The organism is Sphingorhabdus sp. Alg231-15, from assembly GCF_900149705.1.
Classification (GTDB): domain Bacteria; phylum Pseudomonadota; class Alphaproteobacteria; order Sphingomonadales; family Sphingomonadaceae; genus Parasphingorhabdus.
In genome coordinates this window covers 1,773,145-1,787,956 of the sequence record NZ_LT703001.1, presented here as the reverse complement: position 1 = coordinate 1,787,956, position 14,812 = coordinate 1,773,145, and the positions used below count along the sequence as shown (strand labels likewise).

Genomic DNA, 14,812 nt, shown 5'->3' with positions numbered 1-14,812 from the left:
CGGCTCCTAGTTTCCTCGGCCGACAAAGGTTCCCAAAATATCGATCCGTTCATCCGGAGTACCACCGACAATGCGATAGCCGGCACCCAGTTCTTCACCATTAGGTCCGTAGAATGAGCCATCGATGCTGGATCCGGCGATATTCAGGTCCAGGCGAGCACCGCCAGGATTGACGAACCAGGCCTCGCTGAACTGGCCAAGAAAACCACCCGCTGCGACCAGGTCGATCTGACCTGCCCCGTTAGCGCGGAACTGCGCATTCTCAAATACGCTCAACTGTCGGCTCGTGCCATCAAACAAAGGCGCGCCGACCGTGCCGTCCAACGACAATGCAAAGGTGTTTGCACCGAAATCGACATTGGTGGTCGCGTTGCCCGCAATCCATTGAAAATATGTATCAAGGTTACCGGTTGCATCAGGGCTGTCATTGAAAACCATCGATGCGAGCATGGCTCCGGTAAAGGTTCCGGTGCCGCTGGTTGGGACTTGGTCATTTGGCGTAAGTTCGCCATAAGCCAAGGCACCGCGTTCGAACGTATTGGACTGCGTCAATATGGTGGAGGTCGTGCCATCCGGATTGTCAATATCAGACTGAACCAAACCTGCGGTGTTGCGCAAATAGCCAGCGAAGGTCACATATTGCGTTTCGGTTCCCGGCGTTTGGTAGAAGAAAGTGGTGATGTCATAGCTACCGGCTTCACCTGGATTGATGAGATCGAAAATAAACTCGCCACCTGGCCGCCGTACGATATTATTCGCCGAGCCGGATTCGAGATAGTTAATCTCTTGCAGGCCGAAAGCAGCGGACTCCAGATTAGGTGTACCAAATTGTGGTTCGATTGCACCGCCAAAGTCTGTGCGGTGGATAGGATCCTGAAAGCGGCTGGCACCGGTTGTTCCGGCCAGACCGTTGCTAAAACTCACATTAAAAATCGCATCGCGCGGGCTATATTCAATGGTGAGATTTGAATTGCGAACAGTCTTTGCATCGCCCTGATACAATTGAGCGCCTTGCCCAGCGCCGGGTGTGCCAGCGTCGACAACCTGGTACTGGTAGCTATGCGTACTGCCGACCGCCGTGTAGGTTTTGGGTTCCGTAGGATTAACAAATGTATGGGTTTCGCCGCTGCCATCGCCGCCGCCGGCGCCACCTGATCCGGTTGGTGCAGCACTACCTGCAGATTGGGGCCCTGCTCCGCCGCATGCGGCAAGCATTGTTGTACTGGCTAACAAAATCAAAAGGCGCATCGGAAAAATTCCTCACATGAGTTCCACATGAGGGCGGTGCTATCAGTCTAATGGTTAAATTCGCGTAAACCATCGTCGCTATTTTGGGTCAATTGCACGCCCCCTGAGGAGCTAAATGCATCGGATCACCTAACAATAAGCCGAAAAACTATGGTTACTTTCCGCGCTTTTTCCGTTCACTATCCAGATCGAGCACTTCGGAGAGGCCGCCTTCCGGGAATAGGCCCATGCGCCGGGCAACTTCTTGATATGCCTCGGCTTCACCGCCAAGATCGCGGCGGAAACGGTCCTTGTCGAGCTTTTCATTGGTGTCGATGTCCCAAAGGCGGCATCCGTCTGGACTGATTTCGTCTGCCAGGATTATCCGCGAAAAATCACCGTCAAATAGCCGGCCAAATTCAAGCTTGAAATCGACCAGTTTTATCCCGATTCCAGCGAACATACCGGCCATGAAGTCGTTAATGCGGATCGCCATGGCTGAAATATCCTGCATTTCTTCCTGTGTCGCCCAGCCAAAACAGGCAATATGTTCTTCAGCAACAAGCGGATCGCCCAGCGCATCGTCCTTGTAGCAATATTCCAGAAGTGTGTGCGGCAAAGGGGTACCTTCTTCGATGCCGAGACGCTTGCTCAGGGAACCGGCAGCGACATTGCGGACGATAACTTCAATCGGGACAATTTCGACCTGTTTCACAAGTTGCTCCCGCATATTCAGGCGGCGAATGAAATGGCTGGGAATACCGATATGGCCGAGAAGCGTAAAAATATGTTCACTGACTCGGTTGTTAATCACGCCCTTGCCGTTGATCGTTCCCTTTTTCTCGGCATTAAATGCGGTTGCATCGTCCTTGAAATATTGGATGATCGTACCGGGCTCCGGTCCTTCATAAAGGATTTTGGCCTTGCCTTCATAAATTTGGCGACGACGGGACATAATGGATTCCTACTCACAGGAAGAAGCATCAAAAACCAAGCCCCGATTGCGCGAATCAAGCGGACTCGGACAAATCGGGGCAACGATTTCTTTCTATAAGCCAAAGCAGATGGTCGTGCAATCAATCCTCTTCGGCTGCGGATGGTTCAATTGCGCGACCCCAAAAAGTGCGGTCCGTGGCTTTAAACCGCCGTCGGAGATAGATGACGAGCGCGAGCAGCAATATCCAGGGGAAGACTATGGCGACTAAGGTAACCAGAGCAGCAACTGAATATCCTAGGGTAGCGGCAATGTCGCCAAAGGCCTCACGTATCGGTTGAGAGAAGCCGCCTGACCCTGGCGCGCTGGACTGATAGTTGATAATGACTGTGCTATAGGCCACGCGCCCACGCATTTCTTTCAGCCAGCTGCGTGCTCGATCAATTTCTTCGTTCACGTCAGTGACGGCGCGTTCCGCCTCAACAAGTTCTGCCACGGTCCCCTTGCGGGTCCGCAGCAATTCGGTGAGGCGTTCCGACAACAGCTCGCGGCTCCGTAACCGGGCTTCTGTATCGACGATTTTCTTGGACAGGTCTTCACCAGTGATCGAAGCTGCGATTTGGCTACCGCCACTCTCATCAATCGCCGCAGCCAGTTGTTCGCCAAACGCACGCGCTTTCGGGGCAGCTACTTCGAGATGTAGTCGGCCGTTGGCATATTCCGCTTCACCGCCACTATTGGACATGTTGAGGACTCTGCAGCCATTGTCGGCAAGCTGATTGCACAAACCAATATGCTTTTGCTGAGCTGTTGGAATTTCAGATGACGGAAGCCGGAAGCCATAATCATAGCTATAAGCGATCTGTGGTCGGCTGACGGGAATTTCGCCAGTGTCTTGTTCTTTGGGGGAAGTCATTGACGCCATTGCGGCTTCGCGGGCGATTCCAGCATCTGATCCGGCGGCCTCTGATTCAGCGAGATCAAATTCAGAGGCTGTCTGATCCACGCCACTGCATGCGGCCAGACTCAAAATAGCGATGGTTGTGAATAGGGTCTTGCGCATTCGCATATATCTTCTCCAATGTGAGGGGCGCAGGGATCAGGTGATACTATGAACATAATCAATGGAAAAGTGTTTATTTTAAGCGCAGAAGCGCTGGAAAGAGCAGGTTGTGACCAAATATGCTACGATAGATGAAGTGATGAAAACACTTTATGATTGCATATCCGGTCCGCCGGGTGGGCAAGACTGGACACGCGATCGCGAGATTTATCATCCCAAAGCGCTGATCAATCGCACGCGTATTGTGGACGGCGAGCCGGCGATTTTTTCCTTCACTTATGACGAGTTTGTTGAGGCCACTATTCCGCTGCTCGCAGGACAGTCCTTCTACGAGATAGAAATTGGTCGCAAGACGGATCTGTTCGGGCAGATTGCTCATGTCTATTCGAGCTATGAAGCGCGAGAGACACCGGATCATCCAGAAATCCAGTTTCGCGGAGTAAATATGGTGCATTTGTGGAATGATGGCACCAATAGTGCCGGGCGTCCAAATGGAAGATGGTGGATCATGGCGATGATCTGGGACAATGAGCGCGAAGGTGTGGATTTGCCAAAAGCGTGGCTCGGCACCTAATTCCCTTACTTGAGGAGAGAGGAATAGCTAGCACCACTTTCCCACTACACAGGGTGAATCGACCCTGCTATCGCGTTGTCCATGAGTGATGTAACCGATGCGCCTGGCGCTGAACCCGAAGATGAATTTGATGCCATAGTGGACGCGCCCTTTGATGCGGCGCTGTCCGAGCGTTACCTGATTTATGCGATGTCGACCATTACCGCACGATCGCTTCCTGATCTGCGTGACGGCCTTAAGCCTGTGCACCGGCGGCTCTTATGGGCAATGCGACTGCTGAAACTCGACCCAGCACAAGGCTATAAGAAATGTGCTCGCGTTGTCGGCGATGTTATCGGTAAATATCACCCGCATGGTGACCAGTCTGTCTATGACGCGATGGTCCGTCTCGCGCAGAGTTTTGCGATGCGTTATCCGCTTGTCGACGGACAGGGGAATTTCGGCAATATCGATGGCGATAATGCAGCGGCCTATCGGTATACCGAAGCACGCCTGACCCGAACGGCGATTGAACTGATGCACGGGCTCGATGAAGGCACTGTTGATTTCAAACCCACCTATAATGGCGAAGATGAAGAGCCGGAAATCATGCCGGGCCTATTCCCCAACCTGCTCGCCAATGGTGCCAGCGGTATTGCCGTGGGCATGGCGACCAGCATCCCGTCGCATAATGTTGCCGAGATTATCGACGCCGCGACCTTGCTGATCGATAGCCCCAAGGCCGAACATGCCGAGATCATGGCAATTATCAAAGGGCCTGATCTCGCCACCGGCGGCACACTCGTTGACCCGAAATCGGTTATCGATGCTGCCTATGAAAGCGGACGCGGAGCGATGCGTGTACGGGCGAAGTGGGAAAAGGAAGACGCCGAAGGCCGCGGTGCGTGGCAGATTGTCGTCACTGAAATTCCCTACCAGGTGCAAAAGGGCAAGTTGATCGAGCAGATTGCCCAGATAATAGCGGACAAGAAGCTTCCTATCCTTGCCGATATTCGTGACGAGTCAGATGAAGAAGTTCGCATTGTTTTGGAACCCAAAAGCCGCGCGGTGGACCCCGATGATCTGATGAACGCCTTGTTCCGGATGAGCGATCTGGAAAACCGTTTTTCGCTCAACATGAATGTGCTCGATAAGGACCGCACGCCCAAAGTCATGGGTATTACCGAAGTTCTGCAACATTGGATTGTCCATCAGATCGAAGTACTGGTGCGCCGTTCGCGGCACCGCATGGACAAGATTGATGCGCGGCTTGAGCTGCTCGAAGGCTATATAATCGCCTATCTCAATCTCGACCGTGTGATCGAGATTATCCGCAATAATGACGAACCCAAACCGATGCTGATGGAGGAGTTCAAGCTTACCGATCGTCAGGCAGAGGCGATTCTCAACATGCGGCTGCGGAGCTTGCGCAAGCTCGAAGAAATGGAGCTACGGACCGAGCGAGACAAGCTGCTCGAAGAACGCGAGGGGCTTGCGAAACTGATCGACAGCCCGGCGCGGCAGAAGACAAGGCTGAAAAAAGACCTTGCAGCGATGCGAAAGCTCTATGCCGAAGACACGGAGCTAGGTGCCCGCCGCACGATGCTCGAAGAAGCGGCCCCTGCGCGCGAAATTTCGCTTGAAGCGTTTATCGAGAAAGAGCCGGTGACCGTGATCATGTCGCAGCGTGGCTGGATTAAGGCGATGAAGGGGCATGCCGATCTGTCCAAACCGGAAGCCTTCAAATTCAAGGAAGGTGACGGCCCCAAATTCGCATTCCACGCACAGACAACGGACAAGCTGCTCATGTGCTGTAACAATGGGCGCTTTTATACATTGGGAGCAGACAAGCTGCCCGGTGCGCGTGGGTTTGGTGAACCGGTGGGGTCCATGGTTGATCTTGAAGCCGGGGCCGAGCCGATTGCAATGATGGTTGCCGACATGAAGGCAAAATTGCTCATCGCTTCAACTTGGGGCCGGGGCTTTGTCACCAATATTTCAGAAGTCGTGGCCGAGACCAAAAAAGGTCGCCAGGTCGTGAACCTGAAAGGCGATGCGAAATTGCTCGTCGTGCGACCGGTCACGGAAGAGGCGGACCATGTCGCCGCCATTGGTGAGAATCGCAAGCTGGTTGTCTTCGCACTTTCCGAAATGCCGGAAATGGCCAAAGGGCAGGGCGTTATGCTGCAACGCTACAAGGATGGCGGCCTATCGGACGCGACGGTGTTCAAGCTGGAAGAAGGCCTGAGTTGGGCAATGGGCGGCGACTCCGGTCGGACCCGTACGGAGCATGATTTGACCATGTGGCGGGTTGCGCGTGGAGCGGCGGGAAGACTGCCGCCGACGGGCTTTCCGAAGAGCGGGAAATTTGACTAAGGGATTAAGGTCGCTGGAATAATGTGATTAACCTTGCGCGGTCGCGTCCTATTCTGAAACAAGAATGTAAAAGGTTAACAAATCCTTGCCAAAAATTTGACTTTTCAGTGGTTTTCCGGCCAATTGTTAGACAACGAACGGTCGTGAGGGGTCGCGAGCGATTCGATATCGTTATATTTGAACGATTTAGCGTCAGTCATGCTGACGATAAGGGGTATTATGAGAAAATTATTAGCAGCGCTGACCTTGTCGGCAGCAACCATCGCACCGGCGCATGCTGGCGTGGTCTTTTCAGATAATTTTGACGGTGAAAATGGCGGAAATTCAGCCCTGAACTATACTGGCTATGCTAATTTCAATTCGACCGGTGGCGGCGCAACCGATGTTGTTAAGGATGGCGACTTTGGAATTGCTTGTTCCGGATCTTGTGTTGATCTCGACGGTTCACCTGGACCGGGAGAACTGACCAGCATTAACAGTTTCGCATTCAATGCGGGTGATTTTGTACGGCTTTCCTTCGATATGGGCGGCAGTCAGCGGCGATCTGGATCTGACGGTTTTTTCGTCGGATTTGACTATGGCTCATCTATCATGGTCGATGATTATGGTATCAACTTTAGTGGCACTGATCAGATTGTGATCCCGTCGACAAATACCTCCAACATCACTACTTCTTCGGGTATCGCTTTTGATGCGCCGTTCTTTACCCGGTCGATTTTCTTCACCGCTGGAGAAGCTGGATCATTGAATTTCAGATTTGGATCCAACAGTGCCGATAATGTTGGTCCGTTGCTTGACAATGTTGTGCTTGAAATCGGTTCGCCAGTTCCCGAGCCAGCGACATGGGCGATGATGATCTTTGGCTTCGGCCTGGTCGGTGGCGCGATGCGTCGTAACCGCAAGGCTACGGCGGCTAAACCGGCGCTAGCCTAAGGGTCTGTGACCGGACATAACCGGATCATAAGGTTGAAATTGAAAAGGGCTTCCCGGCACCAACGGGAAGCCCTTTTTTGATTGTGCTATGTTGCACGGTCCCGCCAGTTTGTCTTAGCCTTCGGCCTTCTTCTGAAACGCCGGAAAATCCGCGCAAGCATCATAGTCTGCCTTGATCATTGCATAGCGCTGATCAATCGCGCCTGCAAATTCAGGATGGGTGAAGATGTATAGCCGATCTGCCTCGACACATTGCGCTGTCCATTCTGCGACGTCGGCTGGATCAAGCCCGCCATCAATCACAGTGGCCATGGCCTGAAATTGCGGGTCGCTCTCATCACTTCCGCCTGTGGGCTTGTCCAGGGCACTGCGGTGAATGTTGGTTTTCACCCATGCCGGACACAGGACGCTGACGCCGATATTGCTGGGCGCCAGCTCCAGTTTCAAGGCTTCGGAATATCCGACGACCGCGAATTTAGTGGCGTGATAAGGTCCCATTCCGGGCCCAGCGCCATGGCCGGCCATCGACGCGGTGTTGATGAAATAGCCGCCTTCGCCATGGCTTTGAATCAGCGGCGTGAATATCTCTACACCATGGGCGACACCGATCAGATTAATGTCGACGATCCAGCGCCAGTCCTTCATCGCAATTTCACCCGGTACGCCGCCCAACGCAACGCCTGCATTATTTACAACAATATGGACTTTGCCGAACTGGTCGATAGTTGCAGCGGCGGCGGCACGCATTTGCTGTTCATCGGCAACATCGCATACAACCGTACCGACTTGGACGCCCTTGGCTGATAGCATTGCAGCAGCCTCGTCGAGCTTGGATTGATCAAGATCGGCCAGCATTATTTTCGCACCACGTGAACCGAGAGTTTCCGCAATGGCAAAACCGATGCCGCCAGCCCCGCCCGTGATGAAAGCCACGGATTCATTGTCTATTTTCATCGATTTTTCCTCTAAATTGGTCGCGAAGGTTGTGCCGTTTCTCGGGAGCATATTGGCTGTTGTGATGGACTACAGATTGCACCCTAAGATTCAAGGGTTCAAGATCATCTCCTGTGCCACCGCGCGGACATGCGCTTCGTTTGGGAAGCCCTCCATAATCCATTGGGCTTCAACCCGCTTCAAAGTTTCCGCGACGACCGGACCTGGCTCCAGACCCATCGCGATGAGATCACCGCCGGTGATTGGAAAGGCTGGTTTTTCCCAATCGATCAGCTTGGCAAGACAGGCTTTGAGTTCATCATCCGCCGCGAAAAGCAAAGCGATATCTTGGGCGGTGTCCGCGCCGAGATGATAGGCGAGAGCAGGAATATCCTGGACGCTTGGCGACGGTGCCGCTAAGCGCTCGGATACCGCACGGCGCATTTTTTTCGAAAACTTCAGACCCGTGACGATCTTTACCGCCTTGTCCAGATCCTTGGGTAACAGGCCGACCAGGCGTCGAATCGGATCAGGGGATATCTGGTGCGCTTCTTCGCGCAGTATGAGTGATGCCAATATCTGTCCGGCATTCGGGTCAATTTCGGCAACAATATTGGTAAAAATATCGGCCTGTACCATCTCTTGCACGGCATAGACCGGGTCAGCTGCGTTGAGCAGCTTCATCAGCTCATCTGCGACCCGTTCGCGGGACAATTTGGCAAGCTCCGGTGCAGCTTTCCGGCACGCATCAAAGGTGTCCTGATCGACATCATGCTGTCCCAGCCGTGCCAGAAAACGGAAATAGCGCATGATCCTCAAATGATCTTCGGCGATCCTCTGTTGGGCAGATCCGATAAAACGGATATGGTGGGCTTCTAGATCTTCAAGTCCACCGAAATAGTCATGAATCTCAAGTGTTTCAGGATCGGCAAATAGCGCGTTGATTGTAAAGTCTCTCCGCGCAGCATCCTCTTTCCAGTCATCGCTATAAGCTACCGTGGCCCGTCGGCCATCGGTTGAAACATCGCGGCGCAAGGTCGTGATCTCGACTGATCCATCTTCAGTGACAGCAGTCACGGTGCCGTGATCAATGCCGGTTGGGATCACCTTGACACCGGCCGTCTCTAGCCGCGCCATAACATCGTCGGGCTTCATGATTGTGGCAAGATCAATATCCTTTACCGGCTCACCCAGGAGAGTATCTCGCACTGCGCCGCCGACAAAGCGGGTCGCGCTTTTGGCACCATCCAGAATGGTGATCAGGTCTTTCAGCGATTGCCGCTGATGCCACGCGGCTGCGGGTAATTTTTGAGGAACCTGCTTCATGGCAGCCAATCCAGCCGCTTTGACAGGTTGACCAATATTCCAGCAGTAATCCCCCAAATACGGCGATTTTGCCAGTTGATTTGATAATATTGGCGGCGATCCCCGCGCCATTCCCCGACATGTTTGCTCTGGTTTTTGGGATCAAGAACAAATTCAAGCGGTGCTTCGAACCAGTCATCTACCTCTTCGGGACAGGGAATAAGCGGCAGGTCAGGAGGGATCACACCCAATATGGGCTGGATATTATAGCCGCTGCCCGAATGGTAACGGTCGGTCGACCCGATAATATCGACCTTGGACGGGTCTAGCTGCACTTCCTCTTCGGCTTCCCGCAATGCGGCATGGACGGCATCTTTGTCGTCCGGATCGATTTTTCCCCCAGGAAAGGCAACCTGTCCGGGATGATTGCGCATGTGATCCGGCCGCTGGACCAGAATTACACCAGGGTTGGGGCGATCGGTAATGGCGATCAGCACGGCTGCGTTGCGCAGGCTGTTGAGATCTTTGATGAAATCGCGTTCGTCGGAAAGCGCATGATCCAGATCATTGGCATGACCATTGTCCAGCGCCTGCGAAAGTCTGGTTCTGAGATCGAGACGACCAGTCATGCTGTACGATCAATCGGGAAAAAGGCGCCATTGCTCCATAGGCCAAAGGGATCAAGACCGTCGGCGAGCGCCTGTTCCGCCAGTTCGTAGTAGACCGGGCGTGCCAATACAGCTTCCAACCCACCACGCACCAGCAAGTAGGGCTGCGGAGCCTCGGCAGAGGCCGGGAACCGCAAGGGATGGTCGGCATCGGCAACAACCAAATGGTCAGTGTTGAGACGGAATGCCAATTTCCGTTCCTTGCCTTGCCCTTCGCTTTCCATCTCGACCGCCACAAATGGCGCATCTTCCACTTCGATACTCAGTTTTTGATAGGGTGTGACCAAAGCATAGCCGAGATCCGGTTCGCGGCGAAGCAATGTTGAAAAAGCCCGCACCATGGCCGGTCGATTGATTGGTGATCCTTGATGCACCCAGCTGCCATCTGCGTTGATCCGCATTTCGCTGTCGCCTGTTTCTTCCGGCTGCCAGTCTTCCACCGGCGGCAGTTTCTGTGCTTCTGCCAGTTCAGCGATGGCGGAAAGGGACAGAGAGGCCAGTTCTGGTGGTGGTGCATAGGGCATGGCTATGGCCTATTGCGGCAAGCCGCTTTTGTAAACGGGTTCAGTTGCTTGCAGGACGGATCCAGGGTCCGAGCTTGCCCTGTGCAGGCAATGGAGCGTCTTTTGGCGCGCGTACCAGCAGGCGTTCCGGATCCCATGGCCCGGGCAGTTTCCAACCACCGGTTCGCTCAGGCGAAAAACCGAAAAAGCGATCATAATATGCCGGATCGCCAATCATCACCATTGGCAGGCTTTCGTCCTTGTGAAGTTCTTTGAGCAAGCCCGTCATCAGCGCCTGACCAATGCCTTCGCCTTGGCAATCTGGATAAACCGCAACAGGTCCGACCATGATCATCGGATGCATTTTGCCAGTTTCATCGGTGAGCGCTACCGGCCAGCATTGCAAAGATCCGAGCAATTCATTCTCGGCGGTGTCCACGGCAGCGACGCTCAACCCTTCAAGCATCTCTGCGCCTTCACGCACCTTATAGGCCGTTCGCTCCGTGCGCCGCTTTCCAAAAGCTGCATCAAGCAGGTCTTCGACAAGCGTCGGATCGACTTCGGCAAGGGGAATGATGGTCGTCAAATGCAGGTCCAATATTGTGGAGAGACTTCGAAAGAGGCGCGTTTAACGCCATTATGCTGTTCTGTCGAGCAACACGGTTGCAGAAAGAAAACCGGCGATACAGTGTGATTGCACTATGGCCTTCCCGCGTATAAAAGATTGCAACCAAAGGGGAGTTATGCACGTGAATAGTGACCAGGATCAACAACCACAGACAGAACAGCCCGTGGCCGACACCACCGGAACGGCAACCGGGAAACTGGCAACATTGCGTAAAGACCCTAAGGGCTGGACTGTGTTTGCGCTCGCTATCGGAGCCGTCATTGTGTTTTTTGGAGCAGCCTTTGGGTCCGGCATCGGCCTGTGGGGCTGGCAATCCGGTCTTGCTGCTTTGCCATGGACCGGTCTGGTTGCCGTAATTGCACTTGTGATTGCTATTGTGGGGATCATACTGGATCGCCGCAATGACCGCAAGACGCGCTGGCCATTGCTGGGGCTTGGCACGATCGTTTCGCTAGGTTTTGTAGGTTATCTGGCAAGCTACGCCATGACTATCGGGTCGCTTCCAGCAATCCATGACATCACCACCGATCTGGCCGATCCACCCCAGTTTTCCGCTCTGACTTTGCGCGCAGACAACTGGGACAATATTCCCGGCGCTGATGATGGAGAGATGCGCGGTATGAACCCGCGTCAACGCTGGGCGACCCTGCACCAGGACGCTTATCCCGACATCCGTTCGGTTCGTATCGATCAGCCTGTTGCTGACGTCATTGAAAAGGCCAAGCGTTTAGCCGAAGACCGTGGCTGGACAGTCGTTAGTGTTGATCCGGCTTCGGGCCATCTGGAAGCGACAGCTACAATCTCTCTATTTCGCTTCAAGGACGATGTCGTCATCCGGGCTCGCGCTGCCGAAAATGGCGCAGCCAGCATCATTGATATGCGTTCGGTATCACGGGTTGGTGTCCACGATCTTGGCGCGAATGCCAAACGGGTGCGTCAGTTTCTTAGCGATCTGTCTGGAACAACAACCGCGGCTTCTTGATCGGGTGCTATTTGGGGGGTGTCAGCTTTAACAGTCTGCCACCTTCTCCGTCTTCCAACACCCAAAGGGCGCCATCTGGTCCCTGTTCAACTTCCCGTATCCGCTTGTCCATCGCAAACCGTTCAGCCTCTTTCGCGTCTTCTCCCTCGAAAGAGACGCGGATAATGGCTTCGCTTGCCAGGCCGCCAATAAAAGCGCTGCCTTTCCATGCTGGGAAAAGATCGGCGGAATAGATAATCATCCCGGATGGCGCAATGGTCGGAACCCAGGCGACTTTCGGTGCAGCGAATTCCGGTCGCGTATCGTGGTTCGGAATTTTCTTGCCATCATAGTGGTCGCCTTCCGAGACAATCGGATAGCCGTAATTGGCTTTGGCCTCGACGAGGTTCAGCTCGTCACCATCCTTTGGTCCCATTTCCTGGTTCCAGAGCCTGCCCTCGCTATCAAAGGCCATGCCAAGAATGTTGCGGTGGCCCAAGGACCAGATTTCCGGCAGTGCGCCTTCCTGACCTACAAACGGATTATCCTCCGGCACGCTGCCGTCCGGGTAAAGCCGGACAATCTTGCCAAGGTTGCCGGTCATATCCTGCGAAGGATCAAATTTCTGGCGCTCGCCAGATCCGATGAAGAGATATTTGCCGTCTGGCGAAAATACCATGCGATGGGAATAATGTCCGCGCCCGGTCACTTTCGGATTCTGGGTCCAGATGGTTTTCAGATTGGAAAGCTCCGGCGCTTCGGCCTCGACACCCGGTTCATTCGGCGCCAGAGAAATATCTGCATGAGCGACCACTGCACCTCTTGTATTGTCTTCACCAGCTTCTACCCAACTGAGGTAGATGCGGCCGCTGGTCGCAAAATCTGGTGCCAGAATAACGTCGCCAAAGCCCCCCTGACCGCCATAATCCACCTCTGGCACATTGCCGATCTCGGTTTCCGTGCCGTCCTGATTGACAAGCAAAAGCCTGCCTTTCTTTTCGGTAACCAGCATCCGTCCATCCGGCAGAAAAGTCATCGCCCAGGGCTCGTCAAAGCTGGCCACTTCAGTTTTGTCAAAAGGCTTGCGATCAACTGGCGAGATATCGGCAAAAGCTTGCGTTTCCTCTGCGCCGCCCTGCGTGGCCAATGCGTCATCACCATTGCCGCAGGCAATAAGAACGACAGATAATCCGGTAGCGAGCGTAAGATTTCTCATTTTTTTTCCCATGATCATTTTATGCGTTGATCCAATAAGTTGCTGTTGCCGATTTTTTCAAAAATATAACGGATTAGTTTGATAATTCATAGAATATTCGCGCCTGACAGCTGATGTTCACGGGTTACTTACCATTTCTGATTAAAGCGCTGATCTATGTTCGCACGAAAATCAGGCATAGCTGATCCGCGTCCGCAATCTGCGGTGTCCAGCGGTGTGGGCGTGGCAGGTTTGGTTGGATTGGGGGCATGGATCATCATTGCCCGTCAATATGGTATGGATGGCCCCTATTCCGCTCTTGTTGCTTGTGCGGCCTGCGGTGTCCCGATGGTGATCTGGTCACTGCTATATGACAAGGTCCATTTGCGTGCATCTACCGGAATTGACTGGAAAAACCCGAAGCCGTTCAAACAGACATTCGATATTAGCGTTGCAAAGCTCGCCGGCCTTTGGGCGACATGGGCGATTATCGCGCTGATCTATTGCGTCGGCCGTTGGTACTGGACCGGCCAATATCAGTTTTCGATGGATATGATGGAAACTGCAGCTCCCTTCGTAGTTGGGCTTTCCATACCCTATGTGATGTGGATGGATCGCAGATTTGTTGAACCGCGTGATGGTGCATGGCATTTCGGACAGTTTCTGATGGGCGCCGGTAGCAAGAAACACGGCGGTGAATATGAACGGGAGGAGATTTTCCATCACTTGCGCGCCTGGGCGGTCAAGGGGTTCTTCCTGGCTTTCATGATTTCAATCGTTCCGGGTGGTTTTGGCGATCTTGTCCGCCTCGATATAGCGCAAGTCATCAACAATCCTGTGGCAATAGCTCATTGGCTGATTATCGCGATGTTTGTTGTCGATGTGCAGTTTGCCACCGTTGGCTATTTGCTGACCATGAAGCCGCTTGATGCGCATATTCGCACCGCCAATCCCTATCTTGCTGGCTGGGTCGCGGCCTTGATATGCTATCCGCCTTTCATCCTGATGGATGGCCCGCTCAACTATCATGTCAACACGGCGGACTGGGCCTATTGGCTGGAAGGGCATGATATCATTCTGGCAATCTGGGGAGCGATCTTGGTCGTGCTTACGGCGATTTATGCATGGGCCACCGTTGCCTTTGGTCTGCGTTTCTCGAACCTCACGCATCGCGGTATCCTGACTCACGGTCCTTATCGGTTTACCAAACATCCGGCCTATGTCGCGAAGAACCTGTACTGGTGGTTGGCTACTATGCCGTTTCTGGTCACATCTGGAAGCCTGACAGATATGGTTCGCAACACGGTCATCATCGCGGCGGTTAGCGGCGTATATTATTGGCGTGCGAAAACAGAGGAAAAACATCTGCTTAGCGACCCGGCCTATAAGGAATATGCCGAATGGATGGACCGCAACGCGCCTATCCCGCGCGCCATTAATTGGGTGAAAGTGAAAATTGGCTGGTGGCGGCCAAGCGGCAAGACGGAACCAGAAATCCAGCCTGCGGAATAGCAACAACAATGGGGCTTCCAA

General features: G+C 53.6%; 14 protein-coding genes. 5 read left to right on the top strand and 9 right to left on the bottom strand.

All coding sequences use genetic code 11. The features are described from left to right. Nucleotides 1–6 precede the first annotated feature (6 nt). The 3 genes from DG177_RS08815 to DG177_RS08805 form a co-directional block, all read right to left on the bottom strand. Complete coding sequence (locus DG177_RS08815; RefSeq protein WP_108811136.1) at nt 7–1,248, bottom strand: hypothetical protein; 1,242 nt, start codon at nt 1,246–1,248, stop codon at nt 7–9. Between the two features lie 154 nt (nt 1,249–1,402). Next, nucleotides 1,403–2,182, bottom strand: coding sequence for a phosphoribosylaminoimidazolesuccinocarboxamide synthase (gene purC / locus DG177_RS08810; protein ID WP_108811135.1), 780 nt, complete (start codon nt 2,180–2,182; stop codon nt 1,403–1,405). 121 nt (nt 2,183–2,303) lie between these two features. Then, nucleotides 2,304–3,230, bottom strand: coding sequence for a DUF4349 domain-containing protein (locus DG177_RS08805; RefSeq protein WP_108811134.1), 927 nt, complete (start codon nt 3,228–3,230; stop codon nt 2,304–2,306). A gap of 103 nt (nt 3,231–3,333) precedes the next feature. Here DG177_RS08805 and DG177_RS08800 point away from each other — a divergent pair, with 103 nt between their 5' ends. The 3 genes from DG177_RS08800 (at nt 3,334) to DG177_RS08790 (ending at nt 7,086) form a co-directional block, all read left to right on the top strand. Continuing rightward, the gene (locus tag DG177_RS08800) at nt 3,334–3,798 is read left to right on the top strand and encodes a hypothetical protein (RefSeq protein ID WP_108811133.1); all 465 of its coding nucleotides are present in this window, start codon (nt 3,334–3,336) and stop codon (nt 3,796–3,798) included. Between the two features lie 81 nt (nt 3,799–3,879). After that, nucleotides 3,880–6,153: a DNA topoisomerase IV subunit A gene (gene parC, locus DG177_RS08795; RefSeq protein WP_108811132.1), complete on the top strand. Its 2,274-nt coding sequence runs from the start codon at nt 3,880–3,882 to the stop codon at nt 6,151–6,153. A 219-nt stretch (nt 6,154–6,372) separates the two neighbouring features. After that, nucleotides 6,373–7,086 (top strand): PEPxxWA-CTERM sorting domain-containing protein, encoded by a 714-nt coding sequence (locus DG177_RS08790; RefSeq protein WP_337658665.1) that lies wholly within the window; start codon nt 6,373–6,375, stop codon nt 7,084–7,086. A 114-nt stretch (nt 7,087–7,200) separates the two neighbouring features. Here the strand turns inward: DG177_RS08790 and DG177_RS08785 are convergent, their stop codons facing one another. The 5 genes from DG177_RS08785 to DG177_RS08765 all read right to left on the bottom strand — a co-directional run bounded on the left by DG177_RS08785 (nt 7,201) and on the right by DG177_RS08765 (nt 11,081). After that, nucleotides 7,201–8,040, bottom strand: coding sequence for an SDR family NAD(P)-dependent oxidoreductase (locus DG177_RS08785; protein ID WP_337658664.1), 840 nt, complete (start codon nt 8,038–8,040; stop codon nt 7,201–7,203). A gap of 90 nt (nt 8,041–8,130) precedes the next feature. Next, nucleotides 8,131–9,345, bottom strand: a complete 1,215-nt coding sequence (locus tag DG177_RS08780) for a CCA tRNA nucleotidyltransferase (RefSeq protein ID WP_108811129.1) — start codon at nt 9,343–9,345, stop codon at nt 8,131–8,133. After that, on the bottom strand, nt 9,342–9,953 hold the full coding sequence (locus DG177_RS08775) for a CoA pyrophosphatase (protein ID WP_108811128.1): 612 nt from the start codon (nt 9,951–9,953) through the stop codon (nt 9,342–9,344). Before DG177_RS08775 ends, DG177_RS08780 begins: the two co-directional genes overlap by 4 nt. Next, nucleotides 9,950–10,516, bottom strand: a complete 567-nt coding sequence (locus tag DG177_RS08770) for a DUF1285 domain-containing protein (protein ID WP_108811127.1) — start codon at nt 10,514–10,516, stop codon at nt 9,950–9,952. The genes DG177_RS08775 and DG177_RS08770 overlap by 4 nt, the downstream gene beginning before the upstream one ends. A 40-nt stretch (nt 10,517–10,556) precedes the next feature. After that, nucleotides 10,557–11,081, bottom strand: a complete 525-nt coding sequence (locus DG177_RS08765) for a GNAT family N-acetyltransferase (protein ID WP_108811126.1) — start codon at nt 11,079–11,081, stop codon at nt 10,557–10,559. 157 nt (nt 11,082–11,238) lie between these two features. Between DG177_RS08765 and DG177_RS08760 the strand changes: the two genes are divergently transcribed. Continuing rightward, nucleotides 11,239–12,105 carry a DUF1499 domain-containing protein gene (locus DG177_RS08760; protein ID WP_337658663.1) on the top strand — a complete coding sequence of 289 codons (867 nt, stop codon included), beginning with the start codon at nt 11,239–11,241 and terminating at the stop codon, nt 12,103–12,105. A 7-nt stretch (nt 12,106–12,112) separates the two neighbouring features. Here DG177_RS08760 and DG177_RS08755 read toward each other — a convergent pair whose 3' ends face one another. Then, nucleotides 12,113–13,300, bottom strand: a complete 1,188-nt coding sequence (locus DG177_RS08755; protein WP_108811124.1) for a PQQ-dependent sugar dehydrogenase — start codon at nt 13,298–13,300, stop codon at nt 12,113–12,115. 156 nt (nt 13,301–13,456) lie between these two features. Here DG177_RS08755 and DG177_RS08750 point away from each other — a divergent pair, with 156 nt between their 5' ends. After that, on the top strand, nt 13,457–14,791 hold the full coding sequence (locus tag DG177_RS08750; protein ID WP_108811123.1) for an isoprenylcysteine carboxylmethyltransferase family protein: 1,335 nt from the start codon (nt 13,457–13,459) through the stop codon (nt 14,789–14,791). Nucleotides 14,792–14,812 lie beyond the last annotated feature (21 nt).